Annotated in this window: 22 protein-coding genes; 14 read left to right on the top strand and 8 right to left on the bottom strand. The window is 71.9% G+C overall.

All coding sequences use genetic code 11. The features are described from left to right. Positions 1 to 86 precede the first annotated feature (86 nt). A complete protein-coding gene (locus tag MTP10_RS01140) occupies positions 87 to 1,004 on the bottom strand; it encodes a TIGR03620 family F420-dependent LLM class oxidoreductase (RefSeq protein ID WP_310707037.1) in 918 nt (305 codons plus the stop codon). Between the two features lie 200 nt (positions 1,005 to 1,204). Between MTP10_RS01140 and MTP10_RS01135 the strand changes: the two genes are divergently transcribed. Continuing rightward, positions 1,205 to 2,368, top strand: coding sequence for an MFS transporter (locus tag MTP10_RS01135; RefSeq protein WP_310707036.1), 1,164 nt, complete (start codon positions 1,205 to 1,207; stop codon positions 2,366 to 2,368). Further along, entirely contained in the window at positions 2,340 to 2,717 is a 378-nt protein-coding gene (locus MTP10_RS01130) for a hypothetical protein (protein WP_310707035.1), read from the top strand. The genes MTP10_RS01135 and MTP10_RS01130 overlap by 29 nt, the downstream gene beginning before the upstream one ends. A gap of 5 nt (positions 2,718 to 2,722) precedes the next feature. On the opposite strand, the gene MTP10_RS01125 is transcribed toward MTP10_RS01130, so the two are convergent. Both MTP10_RS01125 and MTP10_RS01120 read right to left on the bottom strand, forming a co-directional pair. Continuing rightward, positions 2,723 to 3,553: an undecaprenyl-diphosphate phosphatase gene (locus MTP10_RS01125; RefSeq protein ID WP_310707034.1), complete on the bottom strand. Its 831-nt coding sequence runs from the start codon at positions 3,551 to 3,553 to the stop codon at positions 2,723 to 2,725. Between the two features lie 40 nt (positions 3,554 to 3,593). Then, positions 3,594 to 4,415 carry an NAD(P)H-binding protein gene (locus MTP10_RS01120; RefSeq protein ID WP_310707033.1) on the bottom strand — a complete coding sequence of 274 codons (822 nt, stop codon included), beginning with the start codon at positions 4,413 to 4,415 and terminating at the stop codon, positions 3,594 to 3,596. 74 nt (positions 4,416 to 4,489) lie between these two features. On the opposite strand from MTP10_RS01120, the gene MTP10_RS01115 reads away from it, so the two are divergent. From MTP10_RS01115 to lipB, 4 genes are all read left to right on the top strand, one after another. Then, positions 4,490 to 5,410: an AraC family transcriptional regulator gene (locus tag MTP10_RS01115; protein ID WP_310707032.1), complete on the top strand. Its 921-nt coding sequence runs from the start codon at positions 4,490 to 4,492 to the stop codon at positions 5,408 to 5,410. Beyond that, entirely contained in the window at positions 5,407 to 5,913 is a 507-nt protein-coding gene (locus MTP10_RS01110; protein WP_310707031.1) for an HAD domain-containing protein, read from the top strand. The genes MTP10_RS01115 and MTP10_RS01110 overlap by 4 nt, the downstream gene beginning before the upstream one ends. A gap of 62 nt (positions 5,914 to 5,975) precedes the next feature. Then, positions 5,976 to 6,158, top strand: a complete 183-nt coding sequence (locus MTP10_RS01105; protein WP_310707030.1) for a PspC domain-containing protein — start codon at positions 5,976 to 5,978, stop codon at positions 6,156 to 6,158. A 26-nt stretch (positions 6,159 to 6,184) separates the two neighbouring features. After that, positions 6,185 to 6,820 (top strand): lipoyl(octanoyl) transferase LipB, encoded by a 636-nt coding sequence (lipB, locus tag MTP10_RS01100; RefSeq protein ID WP_310707029.1) that lies wholly within the window; start codon positions 6,185 to 6,187, stop codon positions 6,818 to 6,820. A gap of 9 nt (positions 6,821 to 6,829) precedes the next feature. Here the strand turns inward: lipB and MTP10_RS01095 are convergent, their stop codons facing one another. Both MTP10_RS01095 and MTP10_RS01090 read right to left on the bottom strand, forming a co-directional pair. Continuing rightward, a complete protein-coding gene (locus MTP10_RS01095) occupies positions 6,830 to 8,359 on the bottom strand; it encodes an amino acid permease (RefSeq protein WP_310707028.1) in 1,530 nt (509 codons plus the stop codon). A gap of 74 nt (positions 8,360 to 8,433) precedes the next feature. Beyond that, positions 8,434 to 9,360 carry a zinc-binding dehydrogenase gene (locus MTP10_RS01090; protein ID WP_310707027.1) on the bottom strand — a complete coding sequence of 309 codons (927 nt, stop codon included), beginning with the start codon at positions 9,358 to 9,360 and terminating at the stop codon, positions 8,434 to 8,436. 114 nt (positions 9,361 to 9,474) lie between these two features. Between MTP10_RS01090 and MTP10_RS01085 the strand changes: the two genes are divergently transcribed. Continuing rightward, on the top strand, positions 9,475 to 10,026 hold the full coding sequence (locus MTP10_RS01085; protein ID WP_310707026.1) for a helix-turn-helix domain-containing protein: 552 nt from the start codon (positions 9,475 to 9,477) through the stop codon (positions 10,024 to 10,026). 66 nt (positions 10,027 to 10,092) lie between these two features. Here the strand turns inward: MTP10_RS01085 and MTP10_RS01080 are convergent, their stop codons facing one another. After that, complete coding sequence (locus tag MTP10_RS01080; RefSeq protein ID WP_310707025.1) at positions 10,093 to 10,695, bottom strand: TetR/AcrR family transcriptional regulator; 603 nt, start codon at positions 10,693 to 10,695, stop codon at positions 10,093 to 10,095. Between the two features lie 105 nt (positions 10,696 to 10,800). Between MTP10_RS01080 and MTP10_RS01075 the strand changes: the two genes are divergently transcribed. After that, complete coding sequence (locus tag MTP10_RS01075; RefSeq protein WP_310707024.1) at positions 10,801 to 11,877, top strand: Gfo/Idh/MocA family oxidoreductase; 1,077 nt, start codon at positions 10,801 to 10,803, stop codon at positions 11,875 to 11,877. Between the two features lie 48 nt (positions 11,878 to 11,925). On the opposite strand, the gene MTP10_RS01070 is transcribed toward MTP10_RS01075, so the two are convergent. Together MTP10_RS01070 and MTP10_RS01065 are read right to left on the bottom strand one after the other, a co-directional pair. Continuing rightward, on the bottom strand, positions 11,926 to 12,471 hold the full coding sequence (locus MTP10_RS01070; protein WP_310707023.1) for a type 1 glutamine amidotransferase domain-containing protein: 546 nt from the start codon (positions 12,469 to 12,471) through the stop codon (positions 11,926 to 11,928). Continuing rightward, complete coding sequence (locus tag MTP10_RS01065) at positions 12,471 to 12,851, bottom strand: DUF2809 domain-containing protein (RefSeq protein ID WP_310707022.1); 381 nt, start codon at positions 12,849 to 12,851, stop codon at positions 12,471 to 12,473. The genes MTP10_RS01070 and MTP10_RS01065 overlap by 1 nt, the downstream gene beginning before the upstream one ends. A gap of 46 nt (positions 12,852 to 12,897) precedes the next feature. Between MTP10_RS01065 and MTP10_RS01060 the strand changes: the two genes are divergently transcribed. The 6 genes from MTP10_RS01060 (at position 12,898) to MTP10_RS01035 (ending at position 20,448) form a co-directional block, all read left to right on the top strand. After that, positions 12,898 to 14,538, top strand: a complete 1,641-nt coding sequence (locus MTP10_RS01060; RefSeq protein ID WP_310707021.1) for an ABC-F family ATP-binding cassette domain-containing protein — start codon at positions 12,898 to 12,900, stop codon at positions 14,536 to 14,538. 118 nt (positions 14,539 to 14,656) lie between these two features. Further along, on the top strand, positions 14,657 to 16,468 hold the full coding sequence (locus MTP10_RS01055; RefSeq protein ID WP_310707020.1) for an ABC transporter substrate-binding protein: 1,812 nt from the start codon (positions 14,657 to 14,659) through the stop codon (positions 16,466 to 16,468). Next, positions 16,465 to 17,520: an ABC transporter permease gene (locus tag MTP10_RS01050; protein WP_310707019.1), complete on the top strand. Its 1,056-nt coding sequence runs from the start codon at positions 16,465 to 16,467 to the stop codon at positions 17,518 to 17,520. Before MTP10_RS01055 ends, MTP10_RS01050 begins: the two co-directional genes overlap by 4 nt. Beyond that, positions 17,517 to 18,413 carry an ABC transporter permease gene (locus MTP10_RS01045; RefSeq protein ID WP_310707018.1) on the top strand — a complete coding sequence of 299 codons (897 nt, stop codon included), beginning with the start codon at positions 17,517 to 17,519 and terminating at the stop codon, positions 18,411 to 18,413. Before MTP10_RS01050 ends, MTP10_RS01045 begins: the two co-directional genes overlap by 4 nt. Then, positions 18,413 to 19,432, top strand: coding sequence for an ABC transporter ATP-binding protein (locus MTP10_RS01040; protein WP_310707017.1), 1,020 nt, complete (start codon positions 18,413 to 18,415; stop codon positions 19,430 to 19,432). The genes MTP10_RS01045 and MTP10_RS01040 overlap by 1 nt, the downstream gene beginning before the upstream one ends. Beyond that, entirely contained in the window at positions 19,429 to 20,448 is a 1,020-nt protein-coding gene (locus MTP10_RS01035; RefSeq protein ID WP_397203289.1) for an ABC transporter ATP-binding protein, read from the top strand. Before MTP10_RS01040 ends, MTP10_RS01035 begins: the two co-directional genes overlap by 4 nt. The last annotated feature ends 164 nt before the right edge of the window (positions 20,449 to 20,612 follow it).

Here is a 20,612-nt window from a genome sequence, read left to right as displayed (position 1 = left end):
CGTCGCATAGTTTGACAATTATCAAACTATGCGACGGTCCGATGGGTGTCCAATCGATGCGTACGGACGCTCGGCGGCTCGGCGGGTCAGGTTGCGGTCAGGTCGCTGCGGGCCAGGAGGCGCAGGTGCTCCAGCATGTCGCGGGGGGTGTCGGCGAGCGCCTGGACGCAGACGTGGTCGGCGCCGGCGTCGTGGTGCGCCCGTACCCGCTCGATGATCGTCTCGGGGTCGCCCCACGCCACGATGGCGTCCACCAGCGCGTCACTGCCGCCGTCGGCGACGTCCCTGTCGTCCCAGCCGAGCTCGCGCAGGTTGTTCACGTAGTTGGGCAGGGAGAGGTAGAGCGACATGAACCGGCGGGCGGTCTGCCGCGCCCGCTGCGGATCGGTGTCGAGCACGACCGTCTGCTCCGGCGCCAGCACGGGATCGGGGCCGAGGGCCGCCCGGGCGCGGGCGGTGTGCTCGGGGGTGACGAAATAGGGGTGGGCGCCCTGGGCGCGCCGCGCGGCGAGCTCCAGCATCCTGGCTCGGAGCGCTGCCAGCAGGCGCGGGGCGGGTGCCGGCAAGGGAGCGGCGTACTCCGTCGCGTCCATCGCGTCGAGGTAGTCGCGCATCACCGACACCGGCTTGCGGTAGTCGTGGCCTCTCATCGACACCGCGGGCGCGTGGCTGACGCCCAGCCCGAGCACGAACCGGCCGTCGAACGCCTCCGCCAGGGCGTTCGCCCCGTTCGAGGCGGCGGTGGCGTCGCGGGCCCAGATGTTGGCGATGCCGGTGGCGATCAGCATCCGCCGCGTCGCGCCCAGCAGGATCGACGCATGGACCAGCGCCTCCTTGCCGTGCGGAGCCTCGCCGACCCACAGTGTCCCGAAGCCCAGGCTCTCGATCTCGGCGGCGGCCTCCCGCTCGAACGCGGCCGGCTCCCCGCCCAGGGTGCCGCTCCAGACCCCTACGCGCCCCATGCGCCGCTTCAACGCCGCGACATCGATGCTCGTGTCGGCCATCGCGGGATCACCTCCTCATCGACACCTGGTCACCGGGTCACACCTGCTCACGATATGCAGCCCATCGTCGGGGCGGGTTAACGCCCGATTCATGACTTGCCGCATTCCCGGCGATCAACGCTTCTCCGCCAAATGGTTTGACAATTATCAAACCGTGCGACAGTTTGATGGGCGTCCAACTGACGCGTACGGAGGATCATGTGACCACCCGGCTCTACCCCCTGGCGCTGGGCAACTTCGCCGTCGGCACCGGCATGTTCGTGACCGCCGGGCTGTTGCCCCCCATCTCCCGCGACCTCGACGTCTCCCCGTCGGCGGCCGGGCAGCTCATGACCGTGTTCGCGCTGGCCTACGCCCTGCTGTCACCCGTGCTCGCCGCCGCGACGGCACGCCTGTCCCGCAGGCGGCTCCTGCTCGTCGCGCTGGCCGTCCTCGTCGTGGGCAACGCGTTGACCGCCCTCGCGCCCACGTACCCGTTGGTCATGGCGACGCGAGTGATCGCGGCGGCGGGGGCGGCGATGTTCACCCCGACCGCGTCCGGCGTGGCGACGGCGCTGAGCACGCCCGAGCGCCGGGGCCGGGCCCTGGCGCTGGTGATGGGCGGGCTGACCGTGGCCTCGGCGGTCGGCGTGCCGCTCGGGACCCTGCTGGGCGGCGTCGCGAGCTGGCGGGCCACGCTGTGGCTGGTGGCCGGGCTGGGCGTCCTCGGGTTCGTGGGCGTGGCGGCCGTGGTGCCCGACGTCAAGGTGGCCACCTCGGGACGGCTGGCCGAGCGGTTCGCGCCGCTGGCCGACCGGCGGGTGCTGGCGGTGCTGACGACGCAGCTCCTCATGTTCGGCGCCGGGTTCACCGCCTACACCTACATCGGCTCGCTGTTCGACCTTCCGCTGCCCGCCGTGCTGTGGGCGTGGGGGATCGGCGGCGTGGTGGGCAACCAGCTCGGCGGGCGGCTCACCGACGCGTACGGGCCGCGCCGGATGGTGCTGACCGGCCTGGTCGCCTCCACCGTGGCGCTGGCCCTCATCCCCGTCGCGAACCTCGCCCTGCCCGTCGCGCTGGTGTGGGCGTTCCTGTGGGGCGCGCTCGGCTGGCTGATCGCGCCCGCGCAGCAGTACCGGACGGTCGGCGCGGTGCCCGGCAACGTGTCGATCGGCCTCGGCCTGCTGGCCTCGGCCCAGTACTTCGGGCTGTTCGTGGCGGGCATCACGGGCGGGCTCGCGCTCGACTGGTACGGCCGCGCGGGGGTCGTGGTCCTGGCGACCGGGATCGGCGTGGTGGCGGTGCTGTTCACGCTGGCGACCTACCGGCCCGCCGTGGATGCCCCAGAATTGACGCATGTCCGAGCCGCAGACCGACCCGCGTGACGAGCCCGCCCCCTTCGGAGCCGTCGTCCTCCTGACCGTCGCCTCGGCCGTGGCCGTCATGGCCGTCACCAGCCTGCTCGACGAGCCGCCCAGCCTGAAATTCCTGCTGCTCGGGCCGATCGCGCTGGTCGTGTTCGAGGTGATGGTCCACGAGGTGTGGTGGCAGCGCTGGTGGGGCGCGGTGCCGGGAGCCGTGCTGGGGCTGACGCTCTACTTCGAGGGCCGCGAGGCGCTGGGCGACGTCGTCGGCGACTCCTGGGCCCATCCGCTCGCGTACGTCACGGCCTGGGCCCTGTTCGCCGTCGTCTTCGCCCTGGCCAGCCGCTACCCGCGCACCCTGAGCGCGTAGCGGCCTCAGCCCTGCGCGGGGATCCAGCCCAGCGTGACCGCGAGGATCACGAACAGGCCGAGCGCGATCCGGTAGACGACGAAGCCGGTGAAGCGGTGCTTGCTGATGTAGCGCAGGAACCACGCCACCGCCGCGTAGCCGACGACGAAGGAGATGATCGTGGCCAGGATCGTCGGACCCCACGCCGGCGACTGGCCCCCGCCGATCTCGCGCAGCTCCAGCAGGCCGGACGACAGCACGGCCGGGATGGCCAGCAGGAAGGAGTACTTCGCGGCGTCCTCGCGGCGGTAGTCGAGCAGGAGGCCCGCGGTGATGGTGCCGCCGGAGCGGGAGACGCCCGGGATGAGCGCCAGCGACTGCGCGAAGCCGTACACGATGGCGTGCGTGAAGCTGAGGTGCTTCTGCAGCGTGAGCCTGTTGCGGGCGGTGCGGTCCGCCCACCACAGGATGAGGCCGAAGACGATCAGGGTGGTGCCGACCAGGCGGAGATCGCGGAAGACGGTCTCGATCTGGTCCTTGAGCAGCAGGCCGAGCACGCCGATGGGCAGGCTGCCGACGATGACGTACCAGCCCATGCGGGCCGCGTGGTGGGAGCGCAGCGCGGGGGTCCACAGCGAGCGCGTCCACATGGAGACGATCTCCCAGATCTCGCGCCGGAAGTAGATCAGCACGGCGGTCTCCGTGCCGAGCTGGATCACGGCCGTGAACGCCGCCCCCGGGTCCTGCCAGCCGAAGAACGCCGACACCACCCGGATGTGGGCGCTGGAGGAGATGGGCAGGAACTCGGTCAGCCCCTGGATGAGGCCCAGCACCACCGCTTCGAACCAGCCGATCACCGGAGCACCTTTCCAAAGCCGCGAAAGTGACGAGGTGAGGCTAGCGGATGCGGGGACCCCGCATGCCCTTCGCCCAGTCGCGGGCGAAGGCGGTGAAGTCGCGCGCGGGCCGGCCGAGCGCCTCCCGCACCCCGTCGGCCAGGTACGCGTTGCGCCCGTCCAGCACCTCGGCGAACAGCGCCTTGAGCATCTCGATCTCGTCCTGCGGCACGCCCGCCTCGGCGGCGCCTGCGGCGAACTCCTCCGGCTTGACCGGCGCGTACTCCACCGCCCTGCCCAGCGCGGCCGACAGGTCGGCGGCGGCGTCCGCGAACGTCAGCAGCCGCGGCCCGGTCAGCTCGTAGACCCGCCCCGTGTGCCCGTCCTCCGTGAGCGCGGCCACGGCCACGTCGGCGATGTCGTCCGCGTCCACGAACGGCTCCGCCACCTCCCCGGCCGGCAGTGCGATGACCCCCGCCTGGACCGCGTCGAGCAGGTAGCCCTCACTGAAGTTCTGCATGAACCAGGCGCAGCGGACGACGGTCCACTCCAGCCCCGACTCCTGGACGATCCGCTCGCACGCCTGGGCCTCCGGCTCGCCCCGGCCGGACAGCAGCACCATCCGCCGGACGCCGCTCTCGGCCGCGAGCTCGGTGAGCGCCCGGATGTCCTGCCGCGACCCGGGCACGGCCAGGTCGGGGTAGTAGGTCACGTACACCGACTCGGCGCCCCGCAGGGCGGCCGGCCAGCCGTCGAGGTCGGCCCAGTCGAAGGCCGGCGTGGAGGAGCGGGACCCGGACCGCACGGGACGGCCGAGAGCGGTGAGCCTGTCGATCACACGGCGGCCGGTCTTGCCGGTGCCGCCCAGCACCAAAGTTGTCATGCCTCCAGTAAGCCCGATGATCGTTGGACTCTCCATGGTTGAGAAGCGCACTTCCATATGCGATCGTCTAACGCATGGATCATCTGGCCGCACTGCTCGACGGCCCCCGCGCCCGCGGCGCCTTCCTGCTCCGCTCCCTGCTCGACCCGCCGTGGTCGCTGCGCGTGCAGGACGAGGCCCCGCTGACGCTCGCCGCGCTCGTCCGGGGCGCGGCCTGGGTGGTGCCCGACGGCCGTGAGCCCGTGCGCCTCGCACCCGGCGACGTGGCCCTCATGCGCGGGCCCGAGCCGTACACCGTGGCCGACGACCCCGCCACCCCGCCGCAGATCGTCATCCACCCCGGCCAGCGCTGCACGACGCTCGACGGCGAGGCGCTCTACCAGTCCATGGAGCTCGGCGTGCGCACGTGGGGCAACGACCCCGAGGGCGCCACCGTGCTCATCACCGGCACGTACCAGATGGAGGGCGAGATCAGCAGGCGGCTGCTGGAGGCGCTGCCGCCCCTGCTCGTCCAGTCGGGCGGCCCGGTGATCGGGCTGCTCGGCGCCGAGATCGTGCGGGACGAGCCCGGCCAGGAGGTGGTCCTCGACCGGCTGCTCGACCTGCTGCTCATCTCCACGCTCCGGTCGTGGCTCGCGGACAACGACGCCCCCGCCTGGTACCGCGCGCAGAGCGACCCGATCGTGGGCAGGGCCCTGCGCATGCTGCACAACAACCCCGCCCACGCGTGGACGGTCGCCTCGCTCGCCGCCGCCGTCGGCGTCTCCCGCGCGTCGCTGGCCAGGCGCTTCACCGACCTGGTGGGGGAGCCGCCCATGGCGTTCCTCACGGACTGGCGGCTGGCGCTGGCCGCCGACCTGCTGCGCGAGCCCGACGCCACGATCGGCTCCGTCGCCCGCAGGGTCGGCTACGGCAGCTCGTTCGCGCTCAGCGCCGCCTTCAAGCGCGTGCGCGGGATCAGCCCGCAGGAGCACCGGGCGGGAGCGGCCAGATGAAGCCGCTGCTGCTCGTCGACGTGGACGGTGTGCTCAACCCGTTCGGCCGGCCCGACCCCGGCTTCCGCCGCTACCGGTGCACGGTCGGCCACGAGGTCTACACCGTCCATCTCAATCCCCGCCACGGGGCCCGGCTGCTGGAGCTGGCCATCGCCACGGGCGCGGAGCTGGCCTGGGCCACCACCTGGGAGGACCACGCCAACGAGTGGATCGGCCCGCGCATCGGCCTGCCGGAGCTGCCCGTCGTGCCGATGGGGCCGGTGCTGGGCAGCGACATGGGCGAGATGTTCAAGACGCCGCACGTGGCCGCGTACGTGGAGCGCAGGCCGTTCGTCTGGTTCGACGACCAGGTGCGGTGGGAGGACGAGAACTACCTCAGGGAGCGCCAGGGTCTCGACGACTTCCTGCTCGTCCCCGTGGACCCCAGAGGGGGCCTGACCAGCGAGCATCTGGCGCGGGCGCACCGGTGGCTGACCCTGTCAGGGTTTTCTCAGGGTGCGTGAGGGGAGAGCGAACGTCTGGTTGTCCGTTGTCCAGATAGGTGCAACCACACGGAGGAAACAGCATGTACCGCTCACGAGAGCACAGAGTCCTGGCCGGCGTCTGCGGCGGTCTCGCCGACAAGATGGGCCTGCCGCCCACGCTCGTCCGCGTCCTGTGGCTGATCCTGTCGCTTCTTCCCGGCCCCATGTGGGTCCTGTACGTCGCCATGTGGCTCCTCGTGCCCGAGGAGCCGAGGAAGTACTGACCGCGCGGGCGGCCTATCCTCTAACCATGAAGGCTAGGCCGCTGACCCTCATCCAGGACGAGCTGGTCGACTACGACAAGGCGATGGAGCGCATGGGCGACCTCGTCGCCGAGCGCCAGCGAGACGAGCGGCCGGACACGCTCTGGCTGCTCAGCCACCCGTCGGTCTACACCGTGGGCCGCCGCACTCCCGCGGCCCACCTGCCCGACCCGTCGCGCGGCATCCCCGTGGTCGAGACCGGCCGCGGGGGCCAGCTCACCTACCACGGCCCGGGCCAGCTTGTCGGCTACCTCGTCGTCAAGCTGGCCGAGGACGAGGGGATCGTGGACTACGTCCGCGAGGTGGAGCTGCGGCTCGTCGAGGCGCTGGGCGCGCTCGGTCTGCCCGCCGAGCGCCGCGACACCCCGCCGGGCTCGGAGCTGCTGACGGGCGTCTGGACGTCGGCCACCGGACGCAAGATCATTTCGATCGGGATGCGGCAGAGCCGCGGCGTCACCAGCCACGGCTTCGCCCTCAACGTGGACGGCGACCTGGAGCCCTGGCACTGGGCGGTGGCCTGCGGCATGCCCGACGTGGACATGACCTCGCTCAAGCGCGAGCTGGGCGAGACCATGATGGACAAGGTCCGCGCCGCCGTGGCGGCCTCTTTCGAGGCCGCCTGACGGGTGGCGTCAGCTGACGGGGAGTTCGTCGACGGTGCGGCGGGGGCCGGTGAACCAGTGGCGGGCCGACAGGGCCCACCACAGGGCGATGCCGATCAGTACGACGCCCACGGCGAGCGGAGCGTAGTTGACCGACGTCCACGTGAACTTCGGGTCGCCCGGCACACCCGCCGGTGAGAACGGCATGATGAAGTAGACCGACACGATGGCGATCTCCGCGCAGGCGATCCAGCCCATCACCCGGTACTTCCCGCCGAGCGTCCACGGCCCCGGCCGGAACCTGTCGCCCATCCGCAGCCGCAGCCAGATCGGGATGATGAACGCCAGGTACAGCCCGATGACCGCGATCGACACCACGGCGAAGAAGGCGACCGGCGTCGTCGTGCCGGGCGGCGCGTACAGGGCCGGGAGGGTGATCAGGGCGGCCACCGCGCAGCCCGCGAGGATGGCGTTGACCGGCGTGCGGTTGCGGTCCACCTTCGACCACAGCCGCCATCCCGGCACCGCGCCGTCCCGCGAGAAGGCGTACATCATCCGCGACATCGACGTCACGCAGCTCATCCCGCAGAAGAACTGGCCGATCGTGGAGATGGCGAAGATCACCGTGGCCAGCGGCGAGGACAGGGCGGTCTCGAAGATGGCGCCGACGAAGCCGGACTGCTTGTTGATCTCGTCCACGTCCGTCGCGGCGAACAGGAACGCGAGCAGCAGGATCCAGCCGCCGATCGCCGAGTAGAAGATCGACTGCCACAGTCCGCGGGCCGCCGTCCTGGCCGCGCCCTGGGTCTCCTCCGACACGTGCGCGCACGCGTCGAAGCCGGTGATCGTGTACTGCGTCAGCAGGAAGCCCAGGGGCAGCACGTACAGCCAGAACGGCAGCCCCCCGTCGCCGCTGGCGAACCCGGAGTTGTTGATCTTCTCGGTGAAGACGAACCCGAGCGACTGGTGCTCGGCCGGCGCGAAGACCAGGATGGCGACCACGACCGCGGCGCCGGCCACGTGCCACCAGACCGAGACGTTCTGCAGCAGCGAGATGAGCCGGTGGCTGAAGATGTTGATCAGCGCGTGGAGCACGAGGACGACCACGAAGAGCAGGAACGCCTGGTGCAGCGTCGCTTCCCAGGCGCCGCCCGTCACCCGGTTGAGGGTGATGCTCAGGAACGTCGCGCAGCCGTAGTCCACCGAGGCGGTCACCGCGATGAGCCCGATGAGGTTGAGCCAGCCGGTGAACCAGCCGTGGATCGGCTTGCCCATCGTGGCGGCCCACCAGTAGATGCCGCCCGCGGTCGGGTAGGCGGAGACCAGCTCCGCCAGGCATAACCCGATGATGAGGATGAACACGGAGATCAGCGGCCAGCCCCACGAGATGGCGATGGGGCCGCCGTTGTTCCAGGCCTGTCCGAAGGTCGTGAAGCAGCCGGCGAGGATCGAGATGATGGAGAAGGAGATCGCGAAGTTGGAGAAGCCGCTCCAGGTCCTTGCCAGCTCCTGCTTGTAGCCGAGCTCGGCGAGCCGCCTGGAATCCTCTTCAGTGGTCATGAGGTCTCCCTGTGCGCGGGGGGGAGTCACTGATTGGTCTACCTGTAGACCATTTCGGAGGTCAGGGCAAGGCGTTACAGCTGATTGTTGGCGGGGTCATCGGTCCTTGTCGGATCCATGTCGATGACCGCCTTGCCGCGGACCTTTCCGTCGCGGATCGCGGCCGCCATCTCGCCCGGCCGTTCCCATGACCACCGCCCGCCCACTCCGGCCGACAGCTCGCCCCGCGCCACCAGCTCCACCAGGTACGCCAGGTCGGCCGCGGGCGCGGCGGCGTCGCCGAACGAGCTGATCGTCCGCGCCTCGCCGAGCACGAACGTCGAGTTCGGGACGAACACCGCGGGCTCGCCGGCCGCCCACCCGACGCTCTGCAGGTTGCCGCCCGGCCTCAGCAGCCGCCACGCCGCCACCAGGTACGGCCCGCCGAGCAGCTCGATGACCGCGTCCACCGGCTCCACGCCGTCGAGGTCCGTCACCGTCTCGGCCCCCAGGTCGCCCGCGCGTGCCGGGTCCCGGACCTGGGCGATCACGTGCGCCCCGGCCCGCCGGGCGAGCTGCACGGCCAGCCGTCCCGTCGCCCCGGACGCGCCCGTCACCAGCACCCGTCTGCCCAGCAGCGGCCCGGTGGCGCGCAGGGAGCGCAGCGCCGCGAGGCCCGCCATCGGCAGCGCGGCGGCGTCGGCGAGGTGGACGCCGTCCGGCACGACGGCCAGCGCGTCCGTCGCGAACGCCGCCCGCTCCGCCCACGCCCCCGCCGCGAAGGCCACGACCCGCGCGCCGGCGGCCGGCCCGGTGCCGTCCTCGGCGGCCCGGAGGACCACGCCGGCCGAGTCGTAGCCGAGGACCGCCCCGTCGGGGAAGTGGCCGATGTGGCGCAGCTCGGAGGGGTTCACGGAGGCGTGGTGGATCTCGACGAGCGCCTGGCCGGGGCCGGGCTCGGGGTCGGGGACGGTGACGGGTGCGGCGGGAAGGGCTCCGCCGGAGACGACCAGGGCACGCATCGCTTGACTCCTTGACATCCAGATTAGCGGACTGACGGTCCGCTTCGTTGTGGGGATAGTATGGGGACCGTTGGTCCGGTTGCAAGTGGGCGAGACGGAACGAGGTGGGCCGGATTGCGAGCCGACGCGACGCGTAACCGGGAGGCGATCCTGCGCGCGGCCGAGGAGCTGCTCGCCGCGCACGGGGCCGAGCACGTCTCGCTCGACCGGGTGGCCGCCGCGGCGGGGGTGGGCAAGGGCACGGTGTTCCGCCGGTTCGGCAGCCGTACGGGGCTGTTCCAGGAGCTCCTGGCGGAGCGGGCGGAGGCGCTGGCGCGCGCCATCGACACCCCGGGCTCGCCGCTGGGTCCCGGCTCGCCGCCCCTGACGAGGCTGCTCGCCTTCCTGGACGAGCTGGCGGGACTGGCCGAGCGCAACCTCGCGCTGTTCGCGGCGCACGAGCGGGCATGCGCGGAGGACAAGTACGCCGACCCGACCTACGTGCGCTGGCACGCGCACGTCACCGCGCTCGCCGGGCAGGCGCGGCCCGGCCTCGACGCCTCCTTCGCGGCCCACGCCCTGCTGGGGCTCTTCGACGCCGACCTGGTCAGGCACGTCATGCGCGAGGGCGGGGTGACGCGGCTGCGGTCGTCGGTCCGCGCCTTCGCCGAGGCCCTGCTGGGCTGATCCGGCGCCACACCGGGTGGGTCGGGCAGATCGGGTGGGTCGGGCAGACCGGGTGGATCGGGCAGATCAGGCGGGCTCGGGGATGTCCGTGAGCTCCGCGAGGACGGTGCGCAACGCCAGGTCCGCCACCTGGCGCAGCTCCTCGCGGGTGCGGCCGCTCGCCGCCTGCACCGCGATGCCGTCCGTGACGGTGTGGACCAGCCGGGCCAGGACGGCGGGGTCGCAGCCCGGTGGCAGGTCGGGCGCCTGCTCGAAGCGCCGCCGCAGCGCGGTCTCGCCGGCCCTGCGGCACGCGATCGCCGCCTCACGGGCGGTGGCGGAGTCCGGTCCGCAGGCGTGGACGCTGTTGACGCTCAGGCAGCCCGGCCCGCCGGCGCCGGTGGTCAGCTCGACCGCGCCCTCGACCAGGCGCCGGACGACCTCCCGGACCGTGGGCGCGGTCAGGGCCTCGGCGGCGAAGGCTCCCGGGCCGCTGACGTAACGGTCGAGCGCCTTCGCGAACAGCTCCTCCTTGTTGCCGAAGGCGGCGTACAGGCTGGGCCGGTTGACCCCCATCGCCGCGGTCAGATCAGACAGCGACGTCCCCTCGTAGCCCTGTCTCCAGAACACCTCCAGCGCCCGGTCGAGCGCGATGTCGGCGTCGAAGGCGCGTGGTCTGCCGCCGGGCATGCCGTACCTCCCAAGTTTTATACCTATCGGTACGTTACCTCTTGATCCCGCGCTCCGCCTCCCCTAGTTTCATACCGATCGATACGTAACTAGGAGAGGTCCGACATGATCAGAGCCGGAGTCGTCGGAGCGAGCGGCTGGGCGGGGGTGTCCCACCTGCCCGCGCTGGCCGGGCTGGACGGGTTCGAGGTGACGGCGGTGGCGACCACGAACCGGGCCAGCGCCGGGAAGGCGGCGGCCGAGCACGGCGTGCCGCTGGCGTTCGCCGACGCCGGCGCGCTGGCCGCCCATCCCGACGTGGACCTCGTGGTGGTGTCGGTGAAGGCGCCCGGGCACGCCGCGGTCATCAGGGCCGCGCTGGAGGCGGGCAAACACGTGGTGTCGGAGTGGCCGCTGACCGTGGACCCGGCCGAGGCGGACGAGCTGGCTCACGCCGCCACGGCGGCCGGCGTGGTCCACGCCGTCAGCCTCCAGGGGCACCACTCGCCGGACGCGCGCTTCGTCCGCGACCTGGTCGCGGCGGGCCGCGTCGGCCGGCTGGAGTCGGCCGTCCTGGTCGCCGCGGGAGACCCGCTGGGCGGCGCCGTCATCCCGGCGGGCATGGAGTGGAGCACCGACCCCGCCGGCGGCACCACCATCCTCACGATCATGGCCGGCCACTTCCTCGCGACGCTGGAGCGGATGGCGGGCCCGCTGACCGAGATGTCGGCGCGGCTGCCCAGCCGGTACGACACGGTCGCGGTGGGCGAGACCGGCCGGACCGTCGCGAACCGGGTGCCGAGCCAGGTGCTGCTCCACGGCACCCTGGCCGGCGGCGCCACCGCTTCCGTCACGGTCCACGGGGGCAGCGGCACCCCGGACGGGTTCCTCGTCAAGCTCGTCGGCTCCGAGGGAACGCTGACCGCCGGCCCCACCCGGCCGGGGGTGTACATGCACTGGACCGACTGGGAGATCCGCGTCGGCGGCGAGCGCGTCGAGGTGCCCGCCTCCTACCGGACCGTGCCCTTCGACCCGGCCGGCGGTCCGGTCGCCAACGTCGCCGCCTTCTACCAGGAGGTCGGGCGGGCCATCCGGGAGGGCCGTCCGGCCGATCCCGACTTCCACGCCGCGGCGCGCCTGCACCGGCTGCTCGCGGCCGTCGAGCGCGCCGCCCTGAGCGGCGGCGCGGAGGAGGTCTCGTGAAGTGCGGCGGGCGGGCCGTCTCCTGGCCGCCGTCCGTGCCGGACGGGCTCAGGCGCTGAACGCGTCGACCGTCGCCTGGTTGAACGCCTTGAGGTCGTCGGGCTTGCGGCTCGTGACCAGGATGTTGAGTCCCGTGGTGTCCACCACGACTTCCTTGTCCACCCAGGTGGCGCCCGCGTTGCGCAGGTCCGTCCGGAGGCTGGGCCAGGAGGTCATGGTGCGGTCGCGCACCACGTCGGCCTCCACCAGCGTCCAGGGCGCGTGGCAGATCGCGGCCACGGGCTTGCCCGCGTCGAAGAAGTCGCGGACGAACCGCACGGCCTTCGGCTCCATGCGCAGGAAGTCGGGGTTGGCGACGCCGCCCGGCAGCACCAGGCCGTCGAAGTCCGACGCCGAGACCTCGTCCACCGTGGCGTCCACGGCGTAGGTGTCTGACTTGTCCAGGTGTTTGAAGGCCTGGATCCGGCCGGAGGCGGTGGAGACGAGCTTCGGAGTGCCGCCCGCCTGCGTGACCGCCTTCCAGGGCTCGGTGAGCTCCACTTCCTCGACCCCCTCGGGGGCGACGAGGAACGCGATCGTCTTGCCGTCCATCATCAGGATTCCTCCTTGGAGCGGATGTCCTCACCCCCTATCCGGCGTCCTGGGATGTATGCGTGCGCGGCCCACGCCGCGGCGGCTCCCACGGCGTACCAGAGCAGGTCAGGCGGGTTGAAGGTGCTGCCCAGCACCGGCCGCAGGACCGGGGGGATCTCGGCGAGCTGGGCGAACTCGATCGCCCAGCTCAGCCCGCCCGCCACGAGCGCGGCCACGGCGGGCCGGATCCGCGGGCGGACCAGCACGACGAGCGTGTAGAGGAGGACCGTGTACAGCGCGTCGCCCGCGTACTTGGCGAAGGCGCCGTCGGCCAGCGCCCGGACCCCGAGCCCCGCCACGACCGTCAGGACGGCGACGAGGGCGACGGGCAGGCGCGGCATCGGGCCACCCTAGCCGGGTTGACGCGGCTCGATACCATCGGACCACATGAGCGCGACCATGGTGGTGAAGGACCTCGCGGCGGGTCACGGGGATCGGGTGCTGTTCTCGGGGCTCGACCTGGTGGTGAGCCCGGGCGACGTCATCGGCCTGGTCGGGGCCAACGGCGCCGGCAAGTCGACCCTGCTGCGGATGCTCGCCGGCCTCGACGCCCCCGAGGAGGGCGCCGTACGCCTGAGCCCGGCGACCGCGACCGTGGGCCACCTGCCGCAGGAGCCGGAGCGCAGGGCGGGCGAGACGGTCGGGGCGTTCCTCGCCCGGCGCACCGGCGTGGCGGCGGCGCAGCGCGACCTCGACGCGGCCACGCAGGCCCTCGTCGACGAGCGGCCCGGAGCCGACGACGTCTACAGCGACGCCCTGGAGCGCTGGCTGGCGCTGGGCGGCGCGGACCTGGAGGAGCGGGCCGAGGAGGTGGCCGCCGACCTGGGTCTCGCCGTGGACCTGGGCCAGGCCATGACCTCGCTGTCCGGCGGCCAGGCGGCCCGCGCGGGGCTCGCGTCGCTGCTGCTCAGCCGGTACGACGTGTTCCTGCTGGACGAGCCGACCAACGACCTCGACCTCGACGGGCTGGACCGGCTGGAGCGGTTCGTCACGGGCCTGCGGGCCGGCACGGTGCTGGTGAGCCACGACCGCGAGTTCCTGGCCAGGACCGTCACCAAGGTGCTGGAGCTCGACCTCGCCCAGCAGCGGATCCGGCTGTACGGCGGCGGCTACCAGGCGTACCTGGAGGAGCGGGAGGTCGCCCGCAGGCAGGCCCGCGAGCAGTACGAGGAGTACGCGGGCACCCGCGCCGACCTGGAGGCCCGCGCCCGCACCCAGCGCGCCTGGATGGAGAAGGGCGTGAAGAACGCCCGGCGCAAGGCCACCGACGGCGACAAGATCGGCCGCAACATGCGGGTGGAGTCGACCGAGAAGCAGGCCGCCAAGGCCCGCCAGACCGAGCGGCTGATCGAGCGCATGGACGTCGTGGAGGAGCCGCGCAAGGAGTGGGAGCTGCGCATGGAGATCGCCGCCGCGCCCCGCGCGGGAGCGGTCGTGGCGACCATGCGCGGCGCGATGGTGCGGCGCGGCACGTTCACGCTCGGACCGGTGGACCTGGAGGTGGGCTGGGCCGAGCGGATCGCGATCACCGGCGCCAACGGCTCGGGCAAGACCACGCTGCTCGGCGCGATGCTCGGCCGGATCCCGCTGGACGAGGGCAACGCCGCGCTGGGGCCGGGCGTGGTCGTCGGCGAGGTGGACCAGGCCAGGGGGCTGTTCGAGGGGGAGGAGCCGCTGCTGGACGCGTTCTCCGGGCACGTGCCCGAGATGGTGCCCGCCGACGCGCGGACGCTGCTGGCGAAGTTCGGGCTGCGGGCCGCGCACGTGCTGCGGCCGGCCTCGACGCTGTCGCCGGGCGAGCGCACCCGGGCCGCCCTGGCGCTGCTCCAGGCCAGGGGCGTCAACCTGCTGGTGCTGGACGAGCCGACCAACCATCTCGACCTGCCCGCCATCGAGCAGCTGGAGTCGGCCCTGGACGCCTACCCCGGCACGCTGCTGCTCGTCACCCACGACCGCCGGATGCTGGACGCCGTCCACGTGGATCGCCGGCTCCGCGTGGACCAGGGCAAGGTCATCGAGACCGACTGAAAATTTACACCGGATCAGGAAACGAAGATGAAACAATTTTCCGTCACTCGTTGACACGCACTGTTCGTATGGTGTGCCTTTCTCTACACAGGAATTCCCGCCTGAAGGTGAGGCACATATGAGGAAATGGATCGCACGCCTGGCTGTGCTGGGCGTAGCGCTGTTACTGGCAGGTCAGGGTCAGGTGGCACTGGCCCAGGAGCCTGCGGCGGGGAAGAAGGTCCTCCGTGTCGGGGCCACCCAGGCGGTGGACTCGATGAACCCCTTCCTGGCGGTCCGTCTCGTCTCCACCTCGATCCACCGGTGGATGTACGGCTACCTCACGGTGCCCGACTCGAAGACCCTCCAGCCCAGCCCCGACCTCGCCGAGTCGTGGACGTCCTCCGAGGACGGCCTCACGTGGACGTTCAAGATCCGGCAGGCCAAGTGGTCCGACGGCCAGCCGGTCACGGCCGACGACGCCGCCTGGACGTTCAACAAGATCATGACCGATGACGCCGCGAAGACCGCCAACGGCCCGGCCGTGGAGAACTTCGAGAGCGTCACGGCCAACGGCCAGGACCTGGTCATCAAGCTGAAGGCGCCCCAGGCCTCCATCCTGGAGAACCCGATCCCGATCATGCCCAAGCACGTCTGGGAGAAGGTGACCGACCTCGCCAACTACGAGGCCGACACCTACCCGGCCGTCTCCAGCGGGCCCTACATCGCGGTCGAGCACAAGAAGGACCAGTACGTCAAGCTGCAGGCCAACCCCAACTACTGGCGGGGCAAGCCGAAGATCGACGACCTCCAGGTCATCTTCTACGACAACCCGCAGGCCGCCATCGCGGGCCTGAAGAAGGGTGACATCGACCTCATCGGCCGCCTCGCGCCGCCGGAGTTCCAGGCCATCCAGAACGACCCGAACATCGTGGCGTGGAACAACCAGGGCCGCCGTGCCGCGTACCTGGAGGTCAACCCCGGCGCCACGACGACCGACGACAAGCCGGTCGGCGACGGTCACCCCGCGCTGAAGGACGTGAAGGTCCGCCAGGCGCTGCACTACGCGATCGACAAGCAGAAGCTCGTGGCCGAGGTGCAGAGCGGCCTGGCCAAGCCGGCCGACGGCTCGATCGTGCCGCCGATGTACAAGGACTTCTTCTGGGAGGCCACCGGCGACACCAAGGTCACCTACGACCCGGCCAAGGCCAACAAGATCCTCGACGACGCGGGCTACAAGAAGGGCGCCGACGGCGTCCGCACGATGCCCGACGGCAAGAAGAAGCTGGAGTTCCGCTTCACGATCCACACCGACACGCCGATCGAGGACAAGCTCGCCGAGTACCTGACCGGCTTCTTCAAGGAGATCGGCGTCACGCTGACCACCGTGAAGCTCGACTCCAGCAAGTTCTCCGAGGAGACCGGCGTCACGGGCAACTACGACATCGCGATCAGCGGCTGGTCGGTCAACCCCGACCCCGAGGAGGTCCTGGCGACGCACCTGTGCAGCCGCCGGCCGACCCCCAAGGGCGAGGGCGGCGGCACCGAGTCGTTCTACTGCGACCCGACCTACGAGAAGCTCTACCAGGAGCAGCTCAAGGAGCTCGACCGCGCCAAGCGCGCCGACCTCATCAAGCAGATGCAGGAGCGCCTCTACACCGAGGCCCCGATCATCGCCGTCTACTACACGAACGACCTTGAGGGCTACCGCAAGGACCGGATCACCAGCATCACCTCGATCCCCGAGGAGAACGGCCTGCTCTACGGCGGCAGCGGCTACTGGCCGTTCTACACCGTGGACACGGTCGCGGCCCCGGCCGCCGGCTCGACCGCCGACGGCGGGTCCAACACCGGGCTGATCCTCGGCGTGGTCGGCGGCGTGGTCGTCCTCGGACTGGTGGTGTTCCTCGTGACCAGGCGACGCAAGGGCGTCGCGGACGAGCGCGAATGACAGCACCGCTCGAAGCAGCAGAGCCCGCCGCCGTCCAGGCGGCGGGTCCTGGTGACGAGCGCTCCACCCACGGCGGCACGCTTCGGTACGCGCTGTCGAAGCTGGGTGGGGCGCTGTTCAGCATCGCCATGGTGATCGTCGGCACGTTCTTCGTGTTCCGGCTGCTGCCCGGCGACCCGGTGCGCAACCTCGCGCAGGGCCGCAACATGACCCCCACCCAGCTCGCCCTGGAGCGCCACCGGCTGGGCCTGGACAAGCCGGTGCTCGACCAGTTCGTCGACTTCGTGGGCAAGACGCTCCGCTTCGACCTCGGCACCTCCTACGAGTACAAGCGGCCCGTCCTCGGCCTGATCGGCGAGCGGCTCGGGCCGACGCTGCTGCTCGCCGGCGTGGGCCTGGTCATCGCGGTCAGCCTCGGGCTCTGGCAGGGCACGCGGGCCGGCTGGCGGCACAACTCCCGCTTCGACCGGGTCTCGACCGGGATCTCGCTGGTGCTGTGGTCCGTGCCGACGTTCTGGCTCGGGCTGCTGCTGCTCATGGTGTTCGGCGTGGGCATCGGGCCGATCCCGGGGCTGTTCCCGACGCGGGGCATCGAGAGCGTGGACGCGCCCGACGGGTTCGCGTACGTGCTGGACGTGGCCTCGCACATGGTGCTGCCCTGCCTGACGCTGGTGGCCGTGGTCTACGCCCAGTACCTCCTGGTCATGCGCTCCTCCCTGCTGGAGGAGGTCAGCCAGGACTACGTGACGGTGGCCCGCGCCAAGGGCCTGCGCGACGACGAGGTACGGCGCCGCCACGCGGTGCCCAACGCGCTGCTGCCCACGGTGACGCTGGTGTTCATGCGCATCGGCTTCGTCGTCGGCGGCGCGGTCACCGTGGAGACCATCTACAGCTGGCCCGGTCTCGGGCAGCTCTTCTACGAGGCGATCAAGGTGCCGGACTTCACGCTCATGCAGGGCACGTTCATGCTCATCACCGTCGCGGTGATCCTCATGAACACGCTGGCCGACGTGGTCTACCGGCTGCTCGACCCGAGAGTGAGGTCGGCGTGACCACCGCCACTGTGGAATCCGTCGCCTGGAGCCGCAGGCGGCTGGCGTTCGGCCGGTTCTGGCGGAGCTTCCGGCAGAACAAGGCCGGGATGGCCGGCCTGGTGGCGCTGGTCGTGGCCGTGGTGCTGGCGCTCGTCGCGCCGCTGTTCATCGACGAGAGCGTGACCAGCGTCGTGTCGGGCACCGGCGCCAAGTGGGCGCCGCCGAGCCTGGCCGAGCCGTTCGGCACGGACGAGTCCGGCCGGTCCATCCTGCTGATGGTCTGGTGGGGCTCGCGGGCCTCGCTGCTCATCGGCTTCCTCGCCGCGCTGCTCAGCATCGTCATCGGCATGGTCGTCGGCATCGCCGCCGGGCACTTCCGCGGCTGGCTGGGCGGCGTGCTCATGCGGGTCACCGACTGGTTCCTGGTGCTGCCCTCGCTGATCACCGCCATGGTCCTGGCCGCCATCCTGGGCGGCAGCACGTTCACCATCATCGTGGCGATCGGCGTGACCACCTGGCCCACCACGGCCCGCCTCATCCGGGCGCAGACCCTCGCGGTGGAGGCCCGGCCGTACATCGAGCGGTCCAGGGCCCTCGGCGGCGGCCACTGGCACATCACCACCCGCCACGTGCTGCCGAACGTCGCGCCCCTGCTGCTGGCCAGCACCACCCTGGAGGTCGCCAGCGCCATCGTCACCGAGTCGACGCTGGCCTTCCTCGGCGTCAGCGCCAACAAGACCTCGTGGGGCACGATGCTGCGCGCCTCCTACGACTTCGGCGCGGCGACGCAGGGCGCGTGGTGGTACATCCTCATCCCCGGTCTCTGCATCCTCGCCGTCGTCATGGCGTTCACGCTCTGCGGCCGGGCGCTGGAGGCCGTGCTCAACCCGCGACTCAGGAAGGCGGGCTGATGGCTCTGCTCGAACTGGACGACGTCTCCGTGACCTACCGCATCGCGGCGGGCGAGGTGCCCGCCGTGCGCGGGGTGTCGCTGGCGCTGGACGCGGGGACGGCGCTCGGGGTCGCCGGCGAGTCGGGGTCCGGCAAGTCGACGCTGGCCATGGCGTTGCTGCGGCTGCTGCCGCGCGACGCCCGCGTCGGCGGCCGGATCCTGCTCGACGGCGAGGACGTCCTGACCATGAAGTGGGGCCGGATGCGCGCCGTCCGCTGGGCGGAGGCGTCGATCGTCTTCCAGGGCGCGCAGCACGGGCTCAACCCGGTGCAGCGCATCGGCGACCAGATCGCCGAGCCGCTCCTCGTCCACGGCCTGGCCCGGCCCGAGGCCGCCCGGGGGCGCGTCGCCGAGCTGCTGGAGCAGGTCGGGCTGCCCGCCTGGCGGGCGCGCAGCTACCCGCACGAGCTGTCCGGCGGGCAGCGGCAGCGCGTGATGATCGCCATGGCGCTCGCCTGCTCGCCCCGGCTGATCATCGCCGACGAGCCGACGACCGCCCTCGACGTGATGGTCCAGGCGCAGGTGCTGACCCTGGTCAAGGAGCTGCTCGCCGAGCGCGGCATCTCGCTGATCATGATCTCGCACGACCTGTCGGTGCTCGCCGACGTCTGCGACCGCCTCGCCGTCATGTATGCGGGCCGGGTGGTCGAGCACGGACCGTCGCACGAGGTGTTCCACGAACCCCGGCATCCCTACAGCGCCGCGCTGGCCGCCGCCTTCCCCACGGTCGGCGACCCGGTCTCGCGGCTCGCGCCCAAGGGGCTCGGCGGCGACCCGCCCGACCCCATGGAGCTGCCGACGGGCTGCTCGTTCCACCCGCGGTGCCCGGTCGCGGTGGAGGAGTGCCCCACCCTGGACGTCGAGCTCTGGCGCGCCGGCCCCGAACACCGCGCGGCCTGCGTACACGTACGGCCGGCCGCCGACGCCGCCACTGAGCCCGCCGAGCCCGCGGAGACCGCCACCCTGGAGACCTCGTGACCGAGACGCAAGCCCCCGTGGAGACCGTCGGCACGGTCCGCCCCACCCTGCTGGAGGCCCGCGACCTGCACGTGGAGTTCCCCTCGCGCGGGCGGCGCGCCCGCGCCGTCGACGGGGTGGACCTCGCGATCGGCGAGGGCGAGATCGTGGCGCTCGTCGGCGAGTCCGGCTGCGGCAAGACCACGCTCGCCCGCACCCTGCTCGGCCTCGAACGCCCCACCTCCGGCTCCGTCCTGTACGGCGGGACGGCCCTGCAGTACGGCTCCAAGGCGCTCAAGGCGTACCGCCGGGAGGTGCAGCTCGTCCTGCAGGACCCGATGGGCTCGCTCAACCCGCGCCAGACCGTCTACGAGGCCGTCGCCGAGGGGCCGCGCATCCACGGCCTGGCCGGCGAGCAGGAGGTCGTCGCCTCGGCGCTGTCCCGGGCCGGGCTCCGGCCGCCCGAGAGGTTCTTCCTGCGCTACCCGCACGAGCTGTCCGGCGGCCAGCGCCAGCGCGTCGTGATCGCCGGGGCGCTCGCCCTGGAGCCCAAGGTGCTGATCGCCGACGAGCCGGTGGCCTCGCTCGACGCCTCGGTGCGGGGCGAGATCCTCGCGCTGCTGCTCCGGCTGCGCGACGAGCTGGGCCTGTCGGCGCTGGTCGTCACCCACGACCTCGGCCTCGCCTGGAACATCGCCGACCGGGTGGCGGTCATGTACCTGGGCCGGATCGTCGAGTCGGGCCCGGTCGAGCAGGTGCTGACCGCGCCCCGGCACCCGTACACGCAGGCCCTGCTGTCGGTGCTCCCCGAGTCGCCCGAGCGGATCGTGCTCACCGGCGAGCCGCCGGACCCGACGCGCATCCCCGGCGGATGCCGCTTCCACGCCCGCTGCCAGGTGCTCGCCTCCGGCCGCGCGGCTGAGGCGGGGGTGGACGGCAGGTGCCGGGCTGAGCCGCTGGCCGTCCTGCCGGCGGTGCCCGCGGCCCAGGCGGCCTGCCACTACGCGGCGGCCACCACCGGTCCGGGAGACCACTAGTCAGCCCCGCAGACGTCATGACGAGCACGATCCCGCCGCCGGCCGGCCTCCGCCGACTGCCCCACGGACTGGGACGGGTCGATCATCGCGGCGGCCCGGGCGGGATCGGAGCGGTGCCGGTGTTTGCATGCCTCCGGCAACGTCTCGGACACCACATCGTGGAC

The organism is Nonomuraea sp. 3-1Str, from assembly GCF_031570565.1.
In the GTDB taxonomy this organism is placed as follows: domain Bacteria; phylum Actinomycetota; class Actinomycetes; order Streptosporangiales; family Streptosporangiaceae; genus Nonomuraea.
The sequence above is the reverse complement of the archived record's forward strand: the minus strand, read 5'-3'. Positions and strand labels throughout refer to the sequence as shown.